Raw genomic sequence first — 19883 nt, forward strand, 5'->3', positions numbered from 1 at the left:
AACAAAGATAATGCACCCGCTAAAAACATAAACAACTGAGCTTAAGCCACAGCAAATATGCTACAGGAGCTAACATGTTAAACATTTTTATCGTGATCCTCGCCGACATGATTGGTTTTGGCATCATGATCCCCATCTTCGCCTACTACGTACTGCAGCTTGGCGGCACAGCTCAAACTGCGACTTTGCTAATGGGGCTATATTCCTTTGCCATGTTCCTTTCGGCGCCCCTGCTCGGTCGCTTAAGTGACCGCTACGGCCGAAAACCCATTCTCATGCTCAGCATGTTCGGTGCCTGCCTAGGCTATGTGCTACTCGCCTTCGCAGACAGTCTGTGGCTAGTCGCTATTTCGCGCATCCTCAGCGGCTGTATGGCGGGCAACATCGCCGCGGCTCAGGCCTATATCGCCGATATCACCGATGAATCGAACCGTGCCAAGGGCATGGGCATGATAGGCGCAGCTTTCGGCCTAGGCTTTGTCATCGGCCCTGCGCTTGGCAGTATCATGGCTGGTGATAACTTTGAGGCCGCTAACTTCCTTCGCCCAGCCCTTGCCTCCGCGACGCTATCCTTTATCTCATTCTTAGGTATCGCACTATTTTTGAAAGAAAGCTTAAGCAAGGAACATCAGCAACAGAGCCGCGACACGCCAGCACAATCTCGTTGGAGCGGATTTAAAAACCTGTTAACCCAACGAGTGTTGATATTAATTATCAGCTGCGGTGCGCTTTTCAATTTAGCGGCGGGACTGTTCGAATCAATTTTCCCTATCTGGGCAAAGGATCTGTCTCTTATCAGTGGCCCACAGGGCTTAGCGCCTATGCTTTTGGTCTCGGGCTTTACCTTAGCTGCGGTGCAGGGTGGTTTAGTCGGCAAGTTAGCCAAAAAATTTGGTGAACAGGGGCTGCTTAAATTCAGCGCCTGGCTCTATGCCTCCGCTATGGTGCTACTCATAATCAGTGGCGCGAACCAGTTATATTGGGTGGTGCTGTTTGCTATGTCGCTGCAGGCGGCAGCAACGGGATTAATGCTCACCTGTATACAGAGTCTGGTATCGCAAAAAGCACCCGCCCACGAAAAAGGCCGAGTGATGGGCGTGTTTTCATCGGTCGGTACCCTGTCACGCACCCTAGCGACATTTTCGACTGGCAGTCTTTACTTACTATTTGGTATGCAAAGCCCTTTAATATTAGCGACTTGCAGCGTGATTTGTCTGTTTTTCCTCGCGCAGGCGGTACAGATCCAATGGTCACGCCAAAGCATTACCGAATGATTGCTTTGTGAATCTATTGATATATAGTAATGATATATCATTAATACTTTTATAGAGGTCGAATTATGTCATTAGATTACTATGGTTACCGCAAAAAATTTGCTGTACTCGTGCCCTCAACCAACACGGCAGTAGAAACTGAATACCACAAAATGTGCCCCGAAGGCGTAGTGCTCGCCACTCGCGCCTGCGTGATCCCACCGTTTAAGGTTACCAACGAACAGGAATTTGTGGAGATGGTGCAAGCCATTGGTGGCGCCACTGAGCAGGGACTTATCGACTCACTCACCTGTCGCCCTGACCATGTCATCTTCGGCTATTCCGCCGAAACCTTCTGGGACGGTAAGGGCCGCTCCGACCGCGAATTCAAAAAATACAATGACATCGCCCAATCCCGTGGTGGCTGCAATATTACCTTCGGGGCGCAGGCCATTATGGATGCCTTGAAATGCTACCCTAAAGTCAAACGTATCGGGGTGATTTCACCTTATATGCCCGTTGGCGACAGCCAAGTCGTTAAATTTATGGCCGACATCGGCTACGAAGTAGTGCGTATCGCCGGACACTGCTCGCCAGGCCCAGTCGAAATTGCCCACGAGAACTTTGCCAAGACCCGCGCCCTAGTAGATCAGGTGAATGGCGACGATGTGGATTTGATTCTACAGGCGGGCACTAACCTGTATTTCGTCGAACTGGCAGCACAATTGGAGCAAGAGTTGGGTAAGCCCGTTCTTGCCATCAATGCCTTGACCTTCTGGCATGCGCTGCGTAGCAATGGTATTCACGACCGTATTCGTGGCTTTGGTTCACTGCTCTCTGAGCACATCGCTATTCCCGAATAGGACGCAGCTATGTCATTGCATAGTCAAAGATTACAAGCTGCCCTTACAAAACCCGGCGTTATCAAAGCGCCGGGAGTTTTCGACGGACTCACGACTAGGCTGGTAGAACAGGCGGGGTTTGATGTTGGCTTCGTCTCAGGGGCAGGCATCGCCTTCTCTCGATTCGGTATTCCCGATGTGGGCTTAATCGGCATGAGCGAAGTCGCCCACTGCATTCAATTAATGCGTGAAATCAGTGAGCTGCCGCTTATCGTCGATATCGACACTGGCTTTGGCAATGCCCTCAACACCCAACGCACAGTACGAGTGTTTGAGCGCGCAGGCGCCAGTGCTATGCAGATGGAAGATCAGGTCATGCCAAAACGCTGTGGCCATATGAAGGGCAAAAACGTCGTTAGCTGCGCCGAAATGGAGGGTAAGATCCACGCCTTCGTCGATAGCCGCGAGAACGAAAACACCCTTCTTGTGGCGCGCACTGATGCGCTCGGCGTAACGGGTTTTGAGGATGCGATGGAGCGCGCCTCCCGCTATCTTGAGGCAGGTGCAGATCTGTTGTTTATCGAAGCACCTAAGACGCTGGAGCAGATGCAAATCATTGCCAAGGAGTTTGGCGCTAGGGTGCCATTAGTGCATAACTTGGTTGAGGGGGGCGCAAGCCCGGTTTCAAATGCTGCTGAGTTAGCCGAGCTTAACTACAAACTGGCGCTCTATCCGGTCGCATTGCTGCATGCCTTTGTGCCGACGGCGCAGGCGCTGCTCACGCATATTCAGCAACAGGGCGAAACATCTCACTTTAATCAGCCCATGCTGAATTTAAGTCAAATAAATCAACTGCTCGATGCCGACAATCTGCTGGAGCAGGCTAAAAAATACGACGCGAATTCATAAACTAAAACAGCATTAATCTTGATACTCAAGGGGCTTAATTGCCCCTTGAGAGACTGACGAAAAGCGTTCATGCAGCGGCCAACTGATATACACCAGTCCAATCAAAATGCCTGCCGCCCAAGCCAGAGAAAAGCCCGACAGCGTTAATAAACTCCCCGCCAATAAGGGACCTGCGACCCGCCCCCAAGCGCCTAGGGCGCTCGCATTGCCTAACATACGGCCACGATATTCCAGAGGTGTGCGCTTAGAGAGAATCGAATTCATCACTGGCGAGCAACTGCTGGCGCCGCTAATGCAGAGAAAGAAACTTAAAATCATCCAATGTTGCTGCTCGGCCACGCTGGCTAGGCTGAACCCTAGAGTAAGCAGGGCAATCGCCGCCGTGAGCACGTTGAGTTCACCAAATCTTCGGCTCAAAACCCCAACTAACTTTGCCTGCAGTAAGGCCATCATGAGCCCTTGAATACCAAAGACGATACCCACCTGAGTCGGCCCCCATTGGAGCTTATCGCCAACCCAAAGCGGAAATAGGTAAGTAACCGTTGAGACCACCATGGAGTGAAGCAGAAACTCGATAATCAACCAGCGGTTATGGGTCTGTTTAAGCAGATGAATAAAGCTGACTTTACCCGTTTCGCTTCGCCAGACTTGGTGAGCTTGTCGCTTCTCGCGGCCATGGGATTCGGGTAATTTAATCAGTGCCAAGAAGGCGGCCATCACTGAGAGACTTGCAGCAAAAAGCGACGGCATTAAAAAGTTAATTTCATCCCCTGCCAACACGCCGCCAATAAATGGCCCACCAACCATACCCAAACCGAAGGCAGAGCCTATCAGCCCCATGCTCTTTGCCCTTTCTTCGGGTTTAGAAAGATCCGCCACCATAGCAGAAGCCACACCATAAATTCCTGCAAAACTGCCCGCCATAATCCTTGCCACGTAGACGGCAAGCAAAGTTTTAGCGAAGGCGAGTGTGGCATAGGAAAGCGCAGTCCCAAGCAGGCAAAGGATGATCACAGGTTTTCGCCCGAGTCTGTCACTGAGCTTACCCCACCAACCACCTACGAGACCTGCGCACACAGAATAGGCGGCAATCAACATGGCGATATCGAAGGCGCTGGCACCAAATTGCGGCGCCATAAAGGGCAAAATGGGGATCACCATGCCAAAACCGATTAAGTCTATGAGTACAGTAAGGAAGAGTATCGGCATGGGTCTGTACCTAAAATGAACTGAATGATGAATGAGTTTGGCCGGCCTACCCATTCCCCACGGAAATAAAAAGGAACGAGCAAGCCAGCCAAAGGGGGCTTATGCCATAGGCATAAAATAATAGGGGTGAGCCGTTTTATGTTTGGCTTCAAATGCCTGAATGGCTTGGCGTTGCAACAGTGTCGTTGCCACGTTATCTAGACCCTCGAGCATTTTTTCGCGGCGCTTTGGCTCTATGGTAAAAGCCATCTGCTCGCCATTAGGCAAAACAACCACACATTTATCTAAATCGACGGTAAGGGTTAACCCTTGCTCAGCTAAATTAAATAGCTGTTCAATTTGCTCAGCGCCTAGGCTGATGGCTAACACCCCGTTGTTAAAGCAGTTATTGTAAAAAATATCGGCAAAACTGGTGGCGATAATGACCTTAAAGCCCATATCGCGAATGCCCCAAACCGCATGTTCGCGGCTTGAACCACAGCCAAAATTCTCCCGCGCTAATAGGATGCTCGCGCCCTGATAGTCAGGATTATTAAGCTCAAAAGCTGGGTTTAATCTGCGACTGCTAACATCGATATCCACGTCTCCCGCGTCTAGGTAGCGCCAATCATCGAAGGCCCAGCCACCGTAACCCGTCTTGAAAATGCACTTCAAATATTGCTTGGGCATAATGGCATCGGTATCGACATTGGCCCTGTCCATGGGCGCGACCAGCCCTTTATGGGAAATAAACGCCGCCATTAGTGTTCTCCCTCCAATTGTGCCAGCTCGATATGGCGGATATCCACGAAATGCCCCGCAATTGCGGCCGCGGCCGCCATCGCAGGCGACACTAAATGAGTGCGACCGCCCTGACCCTGACGCCCTTCGAAGTTACGGTTTGAGGTGGACGCGCAGCGTTCACCGCTTTCCAAGGCATCGGGATTCATGGCATTACACATAGAGCAGCCCGCAAAGCGCCATTCGAGCCCCGCTGCTGTAATGATTTTATCTAGACCTTCGTCCTCGGCCTGCTGTTTCACTAGGCCAGAGCCTGGCACTACCATGGCACGTTTTATTGAAGGCGCAATGCGCTTGCCCTTAACGACCTTGGCGACGGCGCGGATATCTTCAATCCGGCCATTCGTACATGAGCCGATAAACACTTGATCGAGTTTGAGGTCTGTCATGGCCTCACCTTCACTGAGTGCCATATACTGCAACGCCCTTTGCCAATCGGCGCGTTGAACCGCATCTTTAGCGTGAGTTAATGGTGGCACCTGTGAAGTCACCGCAACCACCTGATCGGGTTTGGTCCCCCAAGTCACTTGGGGCTGAATATCCTGCGCCCGAATGACTAACTCTTTATCGAATATCGCATCGGCATCACTTACCAGCGTACGCCAGTAGTTAACTGCCTGCTCCCACATCTGTCCTTTAGGGGCATAGGGTTTATTACGCAGGTAATCTTCGGTTATTTGATCGTAGGCAATTAGGCCGCTGCGAGCGCCCGCTTCGATTGTCATATTGCAAACGGTTAATCGGCCTTCCATTGAAAGGCTTTCGATGGCTTCGCCCGCATATTCGATGGCGTAACCCGTACCGCCAGCGGTACCGAGCTGACCTATGATATGGAGGATCAGATCCTTAGCCGTGACGCCAAAGGGCAACTTGCCATCGACACGCACCCGCAGGTTTTTGCATTTCTTTTGCTGCAAACACTGGGTCGCCAGCACATGCTCAACCTCAGAGGTACCAATACCTTGTGCCAGCGTCGCAAAGGCGCCGTGGGTTGACGTGTGTGAATCACCGCAAACAATGGTCATGCCTGGCAGTGATGCGCCCTGCTCGGGTCCCACCACATGCACTATGCCCTGACGAGGGTCCTGCAATTTAAATTGGGCAATTTGGTGTTCATCGCAGTTATCATCCAAGGTGCTGACTTGAAGTAGAGCCAGCTTATCGACGAAACCCGCTTTACCTTTTTCACGCTCTGTAGTTGGCACTTGATGATCGGGCATCGCCAGAATCGAGTCGCTGCGCCATACTGGGCGCTCGGCAAGCTTTAAACCTTCAAAGGCCTGCGCCGAGGTTACTTCGTGGATCACATGGCGGTCGATATAAATCAATGCCGATTCGTCATCGCCCGACACCACGTGGGCCTGCCAGATTTTGTCGTAAAGGGTTTGTCCACTCATGATTGTTCTTCTTAATATACAAATGGAATGAAACGATGGGATTGCTTAGAGCCTTGCCTTTTGCAGTTGCAAACTACGCCATTGGTGGGCGCGGCCGCCCGTTGGCGTACCAGTCATCTCGCCCGCCAATTGGCCTACGGCCATCAGCTTGGTCAAATCGATTCCGGTATGCATCCCCATTTGCTGCAGCATCATCACCACATCTTCAGTGGCAATATTGCCGGTCGCACCGGGGGCAAAAGGACAACCGCCCAGACCACCCACCGAGGCATCGAAACGGCGCACGCCAGCCTCTAATGCGGCATACACGTTAGCAAGCCCCATAGCGCGGGTATCATGGAAATGACAGGCGATAGCTTGGTTTGGATGCTGGGTAATGAGCTGCTTCATCAAACCATTGACGGCATTGGGCATAGCAGCGCCGATAGTGTCGGCAATCACCAATTCATGGGCGCCAAATTCCGTCAGTTTGGCAGCCATTTCTAGCACCACATTAGGATTTGTCTTACCTTCGAATGGGCATTCCCAGGCGACGGCAATGCAAGCTAGCACATCGATACCATCTGTTTTGGCCTGTTGAATGATTTCCCTCGCCTGCCCTAAACCATCATTAATGCCCATGCGAACATTCTTCTGGTTCATGGTTTCAGAGGCGCAGACCACCAACAAAACGGCTTCAGCACCCGCGTCGCGTGCTAGTTCATATCCCTTTTGATTTGGCACCAGTGACTGCAAATAGGCGCGTTTATTGATGCCCGCTTGGTTAAGACTGGTGACAATCTCGGCAGCACCCGCCATCGCAGGTACAGCTTTAGGAGAGACAAAGCTTCCCACCTCAATCGATGGCACGCCAGCATCAACCAAGCCATGGATAAGCGCAATGCGCTGATCAGGCGTTAAAATCTGCGCCTGATTCTGCAAACCATCTCTGGGGCCAACATCGTTAATTCGGACAAAATCACTCATGCTTTTCCCCTAGCCCACAATGCCTTTGCGCTTCAATTCGCTGATGTCATCTGAGGTAAATTGCAGAAGCGATGACAACACTTCGTCTGTGTGCTGACCGATATGCGGCGCCGCAGAGAAAGTTTCCTCGTTGGTGCGCGACATCTTAATCGGATGACCTGGTCCTTGGGTTTTCTTACCGTTGGGGTGATGCAAATCGATCACCATATTTCGAGCACGAACCTGAGAGTCGTTAAGGGCGTCACTGAATTTGTTGACCGGCGCGCAGGGAATACGTGCCTCTTCCAGTAAACGGATCCAGTAGGCATTCGTGTTCGTCGCCAAAATGCTGTTAAGCGTGGAATCGATAAAGGCTTTATCGGCGAAACGACCGGGCTGAGTGTCGTATTTTGGATCCTCAAACTCTTGTATTTTCACAACTTTCTTCAAATTGTGCCAGAAATTATCGGTGATCACCGCCAGAATGATGTGGCCATCCTGGGTTTTGTAACTGTTATAGGGCACGTGCACAAAGTGCGAGTTGCCAATTGGGAACGGATTTTCGCCCGATAAAAAGTGCATGGTCGCCATATAGTTGAGCATCGAAATCTGGCAATCGAGCATAGAGATATCGACATGCTGACCCCTACCGCTGCTGAAACGCTCGACGATGGCACCTAAAATCCCCATCACACTGAACATCCCGCCGCCCAAATCACCGATAGGGATACCCGCGCGAATAGGTTCGTGTTCGTTGTGACCCGTGATCGACATGCCGCCACCAAAAGCTTGGGCAACCTGATCAAAGGCTGGACGATTCGCCCCTGGCCCTTGGGAGCCAAAGCCTGTGATAGTACAGGTAATAATACGTTCGTTATGTTTTGAAAGTGTATCGTAATCAATACCTAAGCGCTCTGGTACGCCAGGGCCAAAGTTACTGATCACTACATCCGCCTCTTTCACTAGCTTATAAAACACTTGCTTGCCCTCGTCGGTTTTGAGGTCGACGGCAACCGAGCGTTTGTTACGGTTGAGGGTAATGTAATAGGCGCCGAATCCATCCAGCGAGTTGTTAGGATCTGTGGCCAGCAGCTTGCGTGTGCCTTCGCCCTGAAGCGGCTCAACCTTGATGGTGTCCGCTCCCATATCCGACAGGATCATTGCACCATAGGGCCCAGACAACATATGGGTTAGGTCGATTATTCTTATACCCGCTAACGGCTTGTTCATTGTTAGGATCCCCTTCCAAAACAGCAATTAAACACAATGATATAACTTTATATCATTTATATTTTTTCAGCAAGCATTCCGTATGACCCATTACGAGTAGCACAAAAGCAAATCGGCTCAACAACAGACTTCAGTGAGACAAAAGGAATAGCAAAATAAGGACTTAAGACCGCAGTTCGCGCTTAGCCACGGAACGGTTAGCGAACCTGCCTATGGCATGGATAAGGGTAAACAAGCCAACACCGAGGTAAAGCACCATCGGGATGCGAAAAATTTCTATACCCTTAATAAAATTGCTTTGGTAATAAAGGACCAAAACCACGACAAACAAACCGCTGAACAGCATTATCATTCGTTGGCTCAAGCCTAATCCGTAGATTTGGGTAACGAAGAAAATCACCGCAAAGCCAAAGACAAACATAGAGACAGACTCCCCATGCACCGAGGCGTAGGCCACCAATGCACCGTGGAGTAACACGAAGGTTTCGAGTAATACAGTCCAATATTTGTTGCGATGAAAGCGAGTGAAAAACAGACTTCCCTGCAACATCAACATAAACATGTAGAAGTTACCGAGCAGATGCCCCACTGTGGTTTCAATGGGATGAAACCAAAAGGTATAAATAATTGCCCAAGCAAAGTAATAGCCGTGGTATTGCTTTACCACGTTGTAGGTCTGGTCTATACCGATGATCTTTTTACCGAAGAATAATCCGCGGCGTTTGTGCTCAATTAATAGCACCATCAGCAGCAGAATAATCACCGAGAACTGTGCACTAAGATTACTCACATCTTGGGCGAGGCCATCATAAAAAATCTTGGTTTGCACTATATGCAAAACGATAAAAAATAGATTTGTACCAATGGCATACAGATTGACCCTATGTAAGCCTAAGCTCTTGTAGGGCGAGTCGCTCGCCTTATCATCCAAGGTTCGGGAGGAATAAGCGGTTTTCGCACTGTAGATTAACCACCAAATAGCCACCTGATGGCAGGCATAGAACCCCCAGGCGGTAAAATGACTCCAAAAATCAGGATCAGGCCGTTTCCAGAAATACCACAGCGGCCCCTTATCGGGGATAAAGGCAATGTGTGCGCTGTAGGGGCCAATCAACCAAATCAAGCCAACTAAAGCAACACAACCTAAAATGCCCAGCGGTAAACTAAAACGCATACCTGCTCCTGATTATCCATTCATCTCATTCTTGCCCAAGACAACAACGGCCAAATTAGGTCTAGAACTCTTCCAACAAACGTCCCATACCGGTGATTTTATCGTTCACACCACAGGCGCGCAGCGCATGCCACACTGTGCAGGTATTGATTGGTAACATAGGCTTACTTAGGATATGTTCAAAACTTGGGAATATATCCACGGTCGACAAGTTTGTACCGCATTGGATAATGCAATCTACGTCATCTGCATCGACTTCATAAATTGCATCAACCACTTGCTTGATCGACGTTTCGGCAATAGCCGTCGCCGATGGGCGGTTGAGACCTTTAACCTTATGTACTTCGAAACCAATATCACTGAAAAAACGGATCACGTTTTCATCGCCTACCTGCGGGTAAGGGGTGATAACAGAGATTTTTTTGCAACCAAACTTCTCTAATGCCTCTTTAGTGGCACCGGCACCGGTAGTTAAGCCTAGGTCGCCAATCTGGTTTTTGATTTCACGTTCGAAGGCTATATTGCCTTCGAGACCGCCCCAAAAGGTTTCCGCAGACATACCGAGCATGATATGATTTACTTTCGCACTCAATACGTTACGAATAGAGTATGGGATCTCTCCTCGCATAATTTCGAGGAAGCGTTCAAACACTTGGTTATCCGACTCGCCGGTTTTAGCCACTTCATCGGCCCAATTACGTAACTCGATATAGAAGCGCGATGGGTGCCAAGACACGCCATCGAGACGAATTTTCTGTAGATCATATTCCACACCAGTATTGGTAGACGGAATAATGACGCCGATTTGAGCGCGGCGAGCTATTTGGTAGTTGTCCATTGCAGTCCCTTATTTCACCACTCAGTTCAATACGGCATGGAGTTGAGACTGAGATCAATTGCAGATTTTGACTTAATGATATATCATTTATAACGTTAACCCAAAGCTACACCATTAAATCGAAAACCACAACCACCGGATGAGCACTGTGTAGTTAGGTTGCAATAAGCTGCCTATCAGAGCATATTCAAGGGGTTAAAACCCACTGAAACAACATGTTAAGCATTAAAGACTGAATAAGTCTTTGGGCTTATTCGTGGCAAAGCAATTGTTATATTTGCTCTAAGCCTATAACATGAAATTGCTATATTTTTAAGCGTTTTCACAAACCCTGTGGCTCAGACTATGTTAAAGACGACCGATAAAATCGGGGCGCTTTGACGTAATAAACCAACGACAGAATGAAACTATGACATTTGAAGAACTGTTATCTGATCCCCGCTTAAAGCATGCTTTAGTGAGCGACGTACCAACCCCCTTGTACCATCAGGTCTATCTTTTTCTTAAGGAAAAAATTCACTTAGGGGAAATCCCCTATGGTGAAAAAATGCCGACTGAACATCAGCTATCGGATGTATTCGGTGTATCACGCATTACCGCTAAGCGCGCAATGGATGAGCTGGCAGAGGAAGGTTATATCAGCCGTCACCGTGGTAAAGGTTCACATGTGACCTACAAGCACCGCGCCGAGCAGTTGGATGCACCTATTTCGGGTCTGTTGGAAAGCCTAGCGATCATGGGCCGCGAAACCCAAGTCCAGTCTTTAATGTTCCGTAAGTCTATTCCTCCCTTGGATATTCAAGAACGCTTCGGCACTGATGGCCAAACCGAGCTGATTCAATCACAACGTATTCGTCTGTCCGAGGGTGTACCTTTTGGCTACTACGGTAGCTGGACCCGCGATATTGGCGATATATACAACGAAGAAAACCTACTGAAGATGTCACGTATGGACATCTTCAGAATGTCAGGTATCGAACTCCATTCCTGCAAGGTGAAACAGTCGCTAACTGCCACCCTATCGAATGTCGATACAGCCATGCATTTAGAAATTCCAACCGGCAAACCGTTACTCGTACTGGATCGCTCTATGTACGATAAAGACGGCAAGCTGTTTGATCATATGTACGCCGTTTATCGCCCAGATCAATACCAGTTTGAGATGGAGTTTTCGGTTAGTTAGAAACTAAACACTGTTTATTGCTGTATCGGTGTGATAACAAAGGAAAGTGATATGTACGCGAAACCCGCTAAAGCTGTCAGCCTGTTGTTTACCTGCATTGGTTTAGCCTGCTCAGTATCGGCACAAAGCCTCAATGTAACCCTATCGGGACTGCAATCGGATCAAGGCAAGCTAGTCGTTCGAGTCTATAACAGTGATAAACAGTGGTTGTCCGATAAACCCAATGAGATTTATAAGCTGCACACCATCAATCTTAAGGATCAGGTGAAAGATGAAAAGCTGGAGTTTAGCTTAGATCTACCTGACGGTGATTATGCCCTGTCAGTATTCCAAGATAAGGATGAAGACGGCGCGCTAAAGAGTAACTGGATTGGTATCCCAAGGGAGCCTGTCGCTATCTCAAATAATGCTAAGGGTAGCATGGGCGCACCTGAGTTTAAGGATGCTAAATTTCAAATTGCGGGCCAACCAGTGCTGCAAACGCTTAATCTTGCTAACTTTAACTAATCCACATCGTTAAATTCAAAATAGTTAGATTGCAAGTATCTAAATTAAAAGCCCCAACTTAGCTACCTAAGTTGGGGCTTTTTGATGGCTGAAAGTCAGCTTAGTTAAGTGGCACGATTTTATTTTTCACTATCAAGCCCCACACAAACACGACTAAGCCGCAGAAACCGACAAAGACGAAGGGGCCAGATTGATCCCAATTGTCATAAAGGTAACCACCCACCACGCTGGAAACCAAAATGCCAATAGCACCGCAGAGGTTAAAGATACCTATGACGGCACCGCGCTTCTCTGCAGGTGTTTGCTGCGAAATCAGTACCCCAGAGGTGATAATGGCACCAATTTCACTCAAACCAATAATCACCACAACCACCAGCATGCCACCACCGAAGGGATCTGACACGAGGTAAGTGCTGCAATAACCCACAAAGGTAATAAACAGCGCAATTAACAACGCGGTTACCCGATTGAGCTTGTCGGTTAAGATACCAAATAACGGCGCACCAAATAGCGCCACACTCTGGGCAATAGCAACAATAATGCCGGCTTTTTTCAAGGCATCGGCCGCAGTCATGCCCACTTCTTGGGTGCCATAGTTAGACAACCACAAGGTCATAAAGGCGCCAACTATGGTGAGGTTTGCACGCGATACAAAAGCGGCGCCATAGGCCAGTGCAATACCTGGCTCGCGGGCCGCTTTTATACCTTCGTAGATTAACAGGAATATCGAAGGTTTCTGTTCATGCACTACGGTTTCATGGGCCTTTAAGCCACGAATAGACAATAAACCAACGGCAACAGCAAAACCCGCGACGATCAAATAGGTTTGAGTACCGGCCTCAAAGGCCGACATGCCCTGCTGCTGAAACACTGCAGGTAAACGCAGTAACACAAACAGGGCGATGACCGCACCAATGCCGTTGCAAACACCCTGTAAACCCGCTGCCTTACCACGATTGATGTCCTTGGCATAATCGGCCAGCAGAGTCACAATCATGCAGGTAGCGGAGGCGATACCCAGACCGTAAATCACCCGATATACGATCAGCTCATTGACGCTTTTTGCATGGGGATACAGATACATGGCTACGGCCACCAGCATAAAGCCCAGTACCATAATGGCGCGTCGACCGAGTTTATCCGACCAAGCACCCCAAAAACCGACCGAGGCGATAATCGCCATCTCACCCCAAAAGTTTAATTTGCCACTCACTACGCCCTGTTCGAGCGTTGGAATATGCATAATTTCATTAAATAAAAACGGCTGGAAAGCATTAATAAAGGTGCCTAATAGAATCGTAGCGACACAGGTTAGGTAGAAGGTTGACATATGCCATCCTGTCACACCGTCGCTGACACTAATCCCTAGGTATTTCTTTTCAATCACTGAATCAGACATGCTCTTTCCCTTTCATAAGACCACTGATTATCGCGTTGATTCGGTAACGACATTTAGGCGATGTTTGTTGTAAAGCATCCAGGCCGCGGCCAACAATGCCCCCTGAGTAAAGGCATTAAGAATTTGTTCTATCCACTGAACTTCTTCATGCTGATGTCCCAAACGAGCTAACCCCGCGAGGACAAACACCCCCACCAGATTCAGCACAAACAGCAAAGCGCTGGCGCGAAGATTTAGCTGCAAACTATGTCTCACCGCATGCCAAATCAGCACGACGTTCGACACAGTTACCAACACCAAAAGTGCAATAAACCACAGGCGTTTTTCAGGGAATGTCACCGCTAAATAACCTGCAGTGCCAGCAAATATGGCGATGGTTAATAACGGCCAGACAATCGCAGAAGAGGAGATAGGATGTTGGCGATAGGTCTTACGCGCTGACCAAAGGTAAAAGGTCAACAGGGTAAAACCTGGTGCTAGAAATATAAAGAAGCTGTTATTTAACAGAGGATAATGCACATCGGTAGCGGCGATCAGGAATTTCCAGAACACCTTACATAGGCCACCTATGATAATCAGAATGGCCGACCCCATGGCGAGTGTCCTTATCGAGGGTTGGATCAAGCCAATTGCCTTAGCCAGATAAATCAACCCAGCGCTAGATAACAACACAGGGATAAAATCAAAAAGGGCCAAGCCCATGCTGTATTCAAATTCGTCTGTCATTTTTTTTCCTGCCTCGAACATTTTTGCTGACTTAGTCAAACTCATGTTATATTGTTATATCAATTAACAGTAACAGTTATCTCGCACTATGTCATCAGCGTTTAACTTCAAAAGATAATTACCAACGAACTGACGACATACATTATCAAAAGGAATGACTATGATCCGTGTTGCTGCCGCCCAATTCGCTGTGACCAATAATGTAAACGACAATTTAACAACATGTTTACGCATGATAAAAGAGGCCGCTAAATGCGCCCCCGATCTTATTGTGTTACCCGAATTTGTTAACCACAATTCGTGGTATGACAACCACGCCCATTGCTATGACGTTTCTATTGCGCTGGACGGTGACTTTGTAAATAGCATCAGAGCTGCTGCCATCGAGGCTAAAGCCTATGTGGTGTTTAACGCCACGGTTCAACGTCCGGGTAAAGGTGAGCGTCAAACCACAGGTACCAGTCTGCTAATCTCTCCTAGCGGCGAGTTATTAGCACAAAATAACAAACAGGTACTGGTAGGCCACGAAAACGATTTTCTCGATATCGCCGACACCGAGGGGCCGATTATTGACACCCCCATCGGCAGACTCGCCATGTATTCCTGTATGGATGGGGTGATCAACGAAACCCCACGCGGGTTGGCGCTTCGCGGCGCACAAATCCTATGTAACAGTCTGAATTCCTTTGCCTTAGACGAAGGTAATCTCCACATCCCCGTGAGAGCCGCCGAAAACAAAGTCTTTATCGTCGCGGCTAATAAAGTGGGCCCACTGATCCCTGAGCCACTGTTAGTACCAGTGTCAGAAGCGACCAACATTCCACTGCACTTCTTAAGTGGCGCAGGAGACAGCCAAATCGTGGCGCCCGATGGCACAGTGCTGGCGATGGCGGGTAAATCCGAAGAGGTGATTTGGGCAGATATCGATCCCGAACTTGCCGATATCAAGACCCGCCCTGACGGCACAGATATAGTTAAACAACGTCGCCCCGAGCTTTATCAAACACTTGGTGACAATCCATCGACTCAGCCATTGCCCCAGTTTAATGGCGCACTGGATTTAAACGTTGCCGCAATTAGCGTTTCAAGTACTGGCACTGAAGCCATTAACGAAGCCGTTAACGCAGTGCAGGCCAATCAGCAACATAAATTAATCTGTTTGCCCGAACTGTTCTGGCTCGCCGATGCCCAACTTTTGGGAATCAAAGACGCTGAAGCACAACTCGCGATAGGTGAAGAGGCTGTAAACCGTCTGGCAACAGCCTGCGCGCCGGATCAATTTGTGGCGACCAGCGTTATCCGCCAGCACGGCGACCAGCTTGCCCACTGCGCGGTACTTATCAGTCACAGGGGCATCGAATTTATTCAGGGACAGGTACACCACTGCGAACGTTTCGCTTGGTCGGGCCTCTGTGACAGCTTCGGTGTCTATGACAGTATCCACGGAAAGTTAGCGTTGATTTTAGAAGACGATGCGATTTACCCCGAAAGCTTCCGCCTGATTGCGATGCAGGGCTGCGAAGTGGTACTCGCACCTGTGCGTCAACAGGAAGCTTGGCAGTCACAAACGGGCCTTTTAGAGCGTGCCTCTGAAAACCGTGTCAATCTGGTTTCGGCCAGCACTCAGCCACAGGACAACGTCATCTGCATTATGCAGAAGGAATTCACCATTATGACCCCATGGCAAGAACGCAAGTTCGATGGCTTATTGAGTGCGGGGATTCAGGTATCGGGCAAGGTAGACAGTAATATCACCTGCGCCACCATTCATCCACGGGCAGCCCATAACAAAGTGTGTTCACAAAACACGGATTTAATTAAGAATCGCCCATGGAAGCTGATGCAGGCAATGCTGTAAGCCCCCCAAACTCAGTCACAAAACCGAATTTAGACAAAATAAAGAGAATAACTATGTCACAGGCATCTACAGAACAAACCGTATCCCTCGCGCAGTCGTTGTCCGACTCAACGGTTGATAAAATTGTCGCCAAATATGCAATGAAAGAAGTGCTCGGCAGCGACGGCGGTCCCTTTATGACCTTAGTTAGCCATATGCCGATGGCGCAGGGCACTGTCGGTAAAGTACGCATTTTTGAAGGCGGACCACTGAATAAATTGGTGACCTGCTCCATCGTTGTGCCACAAATTTTCTTAGACTCGCACATGCTCTACGGCTTTATGCCATCGGACAGCGCCGTGCCCCACTTCACCTTAGATTCGGTCAAGGCTGGCGAGCAGTTCGCCTTCCACTTGGATCTCACTCCAAGAGTCGACTTAGGCGCCCATACCAACTACATGAACCAAGTATTTTGGCCGCTGACCGAACAGTTCGACGCCGCCGAAGCGATTGAAGGTATTGAGCACGCGCACATTTCACCACGCCAACGCGCCATTATGTCGCCATGGATGCTGGTTCACCGCGCGAGTGAAGACGCCTTTAAAAACCTGTTCCCCCATGTCGATGGGTACCTGAATTACTGGTACGGCCTTGTAGAGCGCGGTATCGATAGCCCTATTTCTGCGACTGACTTAGTCAACCGCGACAAGGCTAACCGCGCCGCCATTTTTAGCCCCGAAATCGACCCTGTATGGGGACGCATCGAAGGCCTCATCGGCAAGCAAGCTGGCGAGCAACTGCGCGCCATCCTTCGCGGTGAATAGTTAACGAAATCCAGAACCCAATTCCTCAACCAAAAATAACGAGCTAAGCAGCGAGAAAGGGAAGCACTATGAAATTAACCGCCGAGCATTTTGTAGAAAACATGAGCGCCGAGGAAAAAGAGCGTGCGCAGCGAGTCGAAAACATTCTTCCTATCATCAAAGCGGCTGCGGCTCAGGTCGACCGTGACGGCGAGTTCCACCTGCCTCACGTTAAAACCTTTAGCGAGGCAGGGTTGTTAGGGCTGATTATTCCTAAGGAATACGGCGGCTTAGGTGGTGGCTTGCGTGATATGGCTGCGGCAACGTTTGCCTTGGGCACCGTTTGTCCATCAACCGCACTGTGTTTCTTCTTCCATTGCTCCTCCGCTTCACGCGGCTTATTAGCCCTTGAAGCTCTAGAGGCGGGTCTATTTAATGAACAAGAAGCCAAGTTGGTTAAACCCTTCGCCGAAAAAGTGCTGACCACTATGGGGCACGAAGGCCGTTGGCTCGCCAACTTCGCCAGCGAATCAGTGAAATCGGAAAAAGCTGCTATCACTATCTCCACAAAGGCTCAGAAGGTTGAAGGCGGTTATTTGCTTAATGGTATTAAGGCCTTTGGTTGCGCAACGGGTATTGCTGATCAGTATCTGGTTACCGCCAGTTTAGAGGGGTATGAAGATGCCAGCGGCCTTGCGACTTTTTTCGTTGCTAAGGATGCCGAGGGTGTGAGTGAGCGCCAAAAATGGGATGCCATAGGTATGCGCGGCTCGGCCACTCACGGTCTGATCCTCAAAGATGTATTTGTTGCCGATAACGACGCTCTTACCGTTCCCGGTGCTTTTGTGCGCTGTATGCAGATGAGTCGTGGCAGCTTTGTCGGTAATCAATTAGCCAGTATTGCCGTGTACTTAGGTCAGGCTTGGTCTATCTACCAACAAACCCTCACCACTCTCACCAGTAGCAAATTTGGTGATTCAGACAAATCCATTGCCAGCTCACCAATGCACCAACAGTTAATTGGTGAAATGATGTGTGACCTCGAAACCGCAACCCTTTGGCTTCGCCGCCAGTTGGATTTAGAAACAGCAGAGCCAGAAATCCTTCCAAAACAAGACGTCGTAAAACGCTGGCGCCTGTGTAAGGGTGTGGTAGCCGAAGCAGGCTTTAGTGTGGCGGTCAACGCACTCAAATGTACTGGCACCACAGGCACCGGATTCTCTAACCCTAGCGCCCACGGTTTACGGGAAATGGCCATGGCATTGGTGCAAGCCTTCCCCGCTGAACGTGGCCGCCTGATGGCAGCACAAATGGAAGTTGAGGGTGCAGAGCAGAGCCAATTTGGCGTAAAAAAATAAGCCAAGTGCCTCGTGCCTAAAAGGAATCAGCTCAATGAACCAGCTACCTAAGCAACAAAACTATATCGACGGACAGTGGCAAGCACCGCAGCTGGATCTTCAGCGCGCGCTACATAACGCCAATACCGGTGAGCAAATCGGCGCTCAATTTAGCAGTTCGGCCGCACAAATCGACGCTGCAATTCAAAGCGCCTATAACGCCTTCGAGAGTGGCCGCTGGTCGCAGCTAAGCTACGATGAACGCGCTGCGTATCTTGAGAAAATCGCCAGCAACCTTGGTCAGCACGGTCAAAGTATTGAGATGTGTGACGCCCTGCAAACTGGCGTACTGCAATCGCTCACTAAGCAATTTGCCAGTGTCTGCGCCATGGCCTTTACCAATGCGGCGAACCTATTAAGGGCACTTCCCGCCGAAACCGAATATGAAGGCGCCAAGCAAAATGCGATTGTTCTAGAGCGTTTACCTTTAGGCGTCGCCGCCATTATCGCCCCTTGGAATGCGCCATCGGGTATTGCCTGCCATAAGATTGCCAGTGCACTCGCAGCGGGTTGCCCCGTACTCTTTAAACCCTCCGAATGGGCGGCAGGTTCTGCGCAGGCCATAGCCCAAGCGATTGTTGATGCCGACTTACCCCATGGCACCTTTCAACTACTCCATGGCGACGGCAAGGTTGGCGCAGCGCTTTGTAGTGACGATCGCGTCGCCGCGGTGTCATTTACTGGCGGCGCCCTCGGTGGTGAAGCGGTTGGTGGCGTTTGCGGTGCCAATATCAAACCCGCGCAGTTAGAACTCGGTGGTAACAATGCCCTTGTTGTGCTTGCAAGCGCCGATTTAGATGCCGCCGCCGATGGCATTATTACCGGCATGACAACCCTTAACGGCCAATGGTGCCGTGCTCTAGGTCGCTTAATAGTGCACAGCTCTGTAGCCGATGGGTTACTTGCTAAAGTCGCCTCGCGCCTCGAAACCTTAGTCATCGGTGAATCAACCTCCGCGAGCAGCCAAATGGGGCCGCTGGTGCATCAAGGTCATTGGCAACATGTGCAGCAGCGCATTGCAGAATACGTTGAGCTTGGCGCTGAACTTATCCGCCCATCGACTGTGCCAGCCCATTTAACGGGTTGGTTTATGGCACCGACACTGATCACAGGCCTCAGTGGCGAAGCCTGTCGCGAAGAGATCTTTGGCCCCGTCGCCACAGTACACACCTTCGAGACGGCAGAACAAGCAACACAACTTGCCAACCAAACCGACTATGGCTTAGCGGCCTATGTGTTTGGCGCCGAAGCGGATGCTTGGCCAGTGGCTCGTAAACTGCGGGCAGGTGTTATCAAGATTAATGGCGTATCGCTATTTGCCCTTCGCGGCGATTTACCCCGCGCCGCCTGGGGCAAGAGTGGTCTAGGCGATGAAGGAACACGGGAAACCTTCGAGTTTTTCCGAGGCACCCGCGTTATCGGCATCGCCTAATAGCATTTTCTAAGGCCATGTA

At 49.7% G+C, this 19883-nt stretch carries 18 protein-coding genes; 9 read left to right on the top strand and 9 right to left on the bottom strand.

What is annotated here, in order from left to right; genetic code table 11:
* The first annotated feature begins 74 nt into the window (after positions 1 to 74).
* The 3 genes from K0H61_RS17425 to K0H61_RS17435 all read left to right on the top strand — a co-directional run bounded on the left by K0H61_RS17425 (position 75) and on the right by K0H61_RS17435 (position 3004).
* Positions 75 to 1274 carry an MFS transporter gene (locus tag K0H61_RS17425; RefSeq protein ID WP_220050710.1) on the top strand — a complete coding sequence of 400 codons (1200 nt, stop codon included), beginning with the start codon at positions 75 to 77 and terminating at the stop codon, positions 1272 to 1274.
* 65 nt (positions 1275 to 1339) lie between these two features.
* The gene (locus K0H61_RS17430; protein ID WP_220050711.1) at positions 1340 to 2116 is read left to right on the top strand and encodes a maleate cis-trans isomerase family protein; all 777 of its coding nucleotides are present in this window, start codon (positions 1340 to 1342) and stop codon (positions 2114 to 2116) included.
* 9 nt (positions 2117 to 2125) lie between these two features.
* Entirely contained in the window at positions 2126 to 3004 is an 879-nt protein-coding gene (locus tag K0H61_RS17435) for an isocitrate lyase/PEP mutase family protein (protein ID WP_220050712.1), read from the top strand.
* A gap of 12 nt (positions 3005 to 3016) precedes the next feature.
* Here the strand turns inward: K0H61_RS17435 and K0H61_RS17440 are convergent, their stop codons facing one another.
* From K0H61_RS17440 to K0H61_RS17470, 7 genes are all read right to left on the bottom strand, one after another.
* Positions 3017 to 4213, bottom strand: a complete 1197-nt coding sequence (locus K0H61_RS17440) for an MFS transporter (protein WP_220050713.1) — start codon at positions 4211 to 4213, stop codon at positions 3017 to 3019.
* A 99-nt stretch (positions 4214 to 4312) separates the two neighbouring features.
* Complete coding sequence (gene leuD / locus K0H61_RS17445) at positions 4313 to 4954, bottom strand: 3-isopropylmalate dehydratase small subunit (protein WP_220050714.1); 642 nt, start codon at positions 4952 to 4954, stop codon at positions 4313 to 4315.
* Positions 4954 to 6390 (bottom strand): 3-isopropylmalate dehydratase large subunit, encoded by a 1437-nt coding sequence (leuC, locus tag K0H61_RS17450; protein WP_220050715.1) that lies wholly within the window; start codon positions 6388 to 6390, stop codon positions 4954 to 4956. The genes leuD and leuC overlap by 1 nt, the downstream gene beginning before the upstream one ends.
* A 45-nt stretch (positions 6391 to 6435) precedes the next feature.
* The gene (locus K0H61_RS17455; protein ID WP_220050716.1) at positions 6436 to 7356 is read right to left on the bottom strand and encodes a hydroxymethylglutaryl-CoA lyase; all 921 of its coding nucleotides are present in this window, start codon (positions 7354 to 7356) and stop codon (positions 6436 to 6438) included.
* A gap of 9 nt (positions 7357 to 7365) precedes the next feature.
* Positions 7366 to 8565: a CaiB/BaiF CoA transferase family protein gene (locus K0H61_RS17460; protein WP_220050717.1), complete on the bottom strand. Its 1200-nt coding sequence runs from the start codon at positions 8563 to 8565 to the stop codon at positions 7366 to 7368.
* Positions 8566 to 8728: 163 nt separating this feature from the next.
* A complete protein-coding gene (locus K0H61_RS17465; protein ID WP_220050718.1) occupies positions 8729 to 9739 on the bottom strand; it encodes a hypothetical protein in 1011 nt (336 codons plus the stop codon).
* 61 nt (positions 9740 to 9800) lie between these two features.
* Positions 9801 to 10577 (bottom strand): maleate cis-trans isomerase family protein, encoded by a 777-nt coding sequence (locus tag K0H61_RS17470; RefSeq protein WP_220050719.1) that lies wholly within the window; start codon positions 10575 to 10577, stop codon positions 9801 to 9803.
* A gap of 409 nt (positions 10578 to 10986) precedes the next feature.
* On the opposite strand from K0H61_RS17470, the gene K0H61_RS17475 reads away from it, so the two are divergent.
* Together K0H61_RS17475 and K0H61_RS17480 are read left to right on the top strand one after the other, a co-directional pair.
* Positions 10987 to 11760, top strand: a complete 774-nt coding sequence (locus K0H61_RS17475; protein ID WP_220050720.1) for a GntR family transcriptional regulator — start codon at positions 10987 to 10989, stop codon at positions 11758 to 11760.
* Positions 11761 to 11811: 51 nt separating this feature from the next.
* Positions 11812 to 12267 (top strand): DUF2141 domain-containing protein, encoded by a 456-nt coding sequence (locus K0H61_RS17480; RefSeq protein ID WP_220050721.1) that lies wholly within the window; start codon positions 11812 to 11814, stop codon positions 12265 to 12267.
* A gap of 100 nt (positions 12268 to 12367) precedes the next feature.
* Here the strand turns inward: K0H61_RS17480 and K0H61_RS17485 are convergent, their stop codons facing one another.
* Together K0H61_RS17485 and K0H61_RS17490 are read right to left on the bottom strand one after the other, a co-directional pair.
* Positions 12368 to 13666, bottom strand: coding sequence for an MFS transporter (locus K0H61_RS17485; protein ID WP_220050722.1), 1299 nt, complete (start codon positions 13664 to 13666; stop codon positions 12368 to 12370).
* Positions 13667 to 13693: 27 nt separating this feature from the next.
* Positions 13694 to 14392, bottom strand: a complete 699-nt coding sequence (locus K0H61_RS17490; RefSeq protein WP_220050723.1) for a hypothetical protein — start codon at positions 14390 to 14392, stop codon at positions 13694 to 13696.
* A 160-nt stretch (positions 14393 to 14552) separates the two neighbouring features.
* Between K0H61_RS17490 and K0H61_RS17495 the strand changes: the two genes are divergently transcribed.
* From K0H61_RS17495 to K0H61_RS17510, 4 genes are all read left to right on the top strand, one after another.
* On the top strand, positions 14553 to 16250 hold the full coding sequence (locus tag K0H61_RS17495; protein ID WP_220050724.1) for a nitrilase-related carbon-nitrogen hydrolase: 1698 nt from the start codon (positions 14553 to 14555) through the stop codon (positions 16248 to 16250).
* 53 nt (positions 16251 to 16303) lie between these two features.
* Positions 16304 to 17053: a hypothetical protein gene (locus K0H61_RS17500; RefSeq protein ID WP_220050725.1), complete on the top strand. Its 750-nt coding sequence runs from the start codon at positions 16304 to 16306 to the stop codon at positions 17051 to 17053.
* Positions 17054 to 17121: 68 nt separating this feature from the next.
* Complete coding sequence (locus tag K0H61_RS17505) at positions 17122 to 18390, top strand: acyl-CoA dehydrogenase family protein (protein WP_220050726.1); 1269 nt, start codon at positions 17122 to 17124, stop codon at positions 18388 to 18390.
* A gap of 34 nt (positions 18391 to 18424) precedes the next feature.
* The gene (locus K0H61_RS17510) at positions 18425 to 19861 is read left to right on the top strand and encodes an aldehyde dehydrogenase family protein (protein WP_220050727.1); all 1437 of its coding nucleotides are present in this window, start codon (positions 18425 to 18427) and stop codon (positions 19859 to 19861) included.
* Positions 19862 to 19883: the final 22 nt, after the last annotated feature.

The sequence above is a fragment of the Shewanella acanthi genome (assembly GCF_019457475.1).
GTDB classification, from domain to species: Bacteria; Pseudomonadota; Gammaproteobacteria; order Enterobacterales; family Shewanellaceae; genus Shewanella; species Shewanella acanthi.

Excerpts from the sequence above, each read along its gene's own strand:
- K0H61_RS17425 (WP_220050710.1), top strand. The coding sequence starts at position 75 with ATGTTAAACATTTTTATCGTGATCCTCGCCGACATGATTGGTTTTGGC.
- K0H61_RS17430 (WP_220050711.1), top strand. The coding sequence starts at position 1,340 with ATGTCATTAGATTACTATGGTTACCGCAAAAAATTTGCTGTACTCGTG.
- K0H61_RS17435 (WP_220050712.1), top strand. The coding sequence starts at position 2,126 with ATGTCATTGCATAGTCAAAGATTACAAGCTGCCCTTACAAAACCCGGC.
- K0H61_RS17440 (WP_220050713.1), bottom strand. The coding sequence starts at position 4,213 with ATGCCGATACTCTTCCTTACTGTACTCATAGACTTAATCGGTTTTGGC.
- leuD (WP_220050714.1), bottom strand. The coding sequence starts at position 4,954 with ATGGCGGCGTTTATTTCCCATAAAGGGCTGGTCGCGCCCATGGACAGG.
- leuC (WP_220050715.1), bottom strand. The coding sequence starts at position 6,390 with ATGAGTGGACAAACCCTTTACGACAAAATCTGGCAGGCCCACGTGGTG.
- K0H61_RS17455 (WP_220050716.1), bottom strand. The coding sequence starts at position 7,356 with ATGAGTGATTTTGTCCGAATTAACGATGTTGGCCCCAGAGATGGTTTG.
- K0H61_RS17460 (WP_220050717.1), bottom strand. The coding sequence starts at position 8,565 with ATGAACAAGCCGTTAGCGGGTATAAGAATAATCGACCTAACCCATATG.
- K0H61_RS17465 (WP_220050718.1), bottom strand. The coding sequence starts at position 9,739 with ATGCGTTTTAGTTTACCGCTGGGCATTTTAGGTTGTGTTGCTTTAGTT.
- K0H61_RS17470 (WP_220050719.1), bottom strand. The coding sequence starts at position 10,577 with ATGGACAACTACCAAATAGCTCGCCGCGCTCAAATCGGCGTCATTATT.
- K0H61_RS17475 (WP_220050720.1), top strand. The coding sequence starts at position 10,987 with ATGACATTTGAAGAACTGTTATCTGATCCCCGCTTAAAGCATGCTTTA.
- K0H61_RS17480 (WP_220050721.1), top strand. The coding sequence starts at position 11,812 with ATGTACGCGAAACCCGCTAAAGCTGTCAGCCTGTTGTTTACCTGCATT.
- K0H61_RS17485 (WP_220050722.1), bottom strand. The coding sequence starts at position 13,666 with ATGTCTGATTCAGTGATTGAAAAGAAATACCTAGGGATTAGTGTCAGC.
- K0H61_RS17490 (WP_220050723.1), bottom strand. The coding sequence starts at position 14,392 with ATGACAGACGAATTTGAATACAGCATGGGCTTGGCCCTTTTTGATTTT.
- K0H61_RS17495 (WP_220050724.1), top strand. The coding sequence starts at position 14,553 with ATGATCCGTGTTGCTGCCGCCCAATTCGCTGTGACCAATAATGTAAAC.
- K0H61_RS17500 (WP_220050725.1), top strand. The coding sequence starts at position 16,304 with ATGTCACAGGCATCTACAGAACAAACCGTATCCCTCGCGCAGTCGTTG.
- K0H61_RS17505 (WP_220050726.1), top strand. The coding sequence starts at position 17,122 with ATGAAATTAACCGCCGAGCATTTTGTAGAAAACATGAGCGCCGAGGAA.
- K0H61_RS17510 (WP_220050727.1), top strand. The coding sequence starts at position 18,425 with ATGAACCAGCTACCTAAGCAACAAAACTATATCGACGGACAGTGGCAA.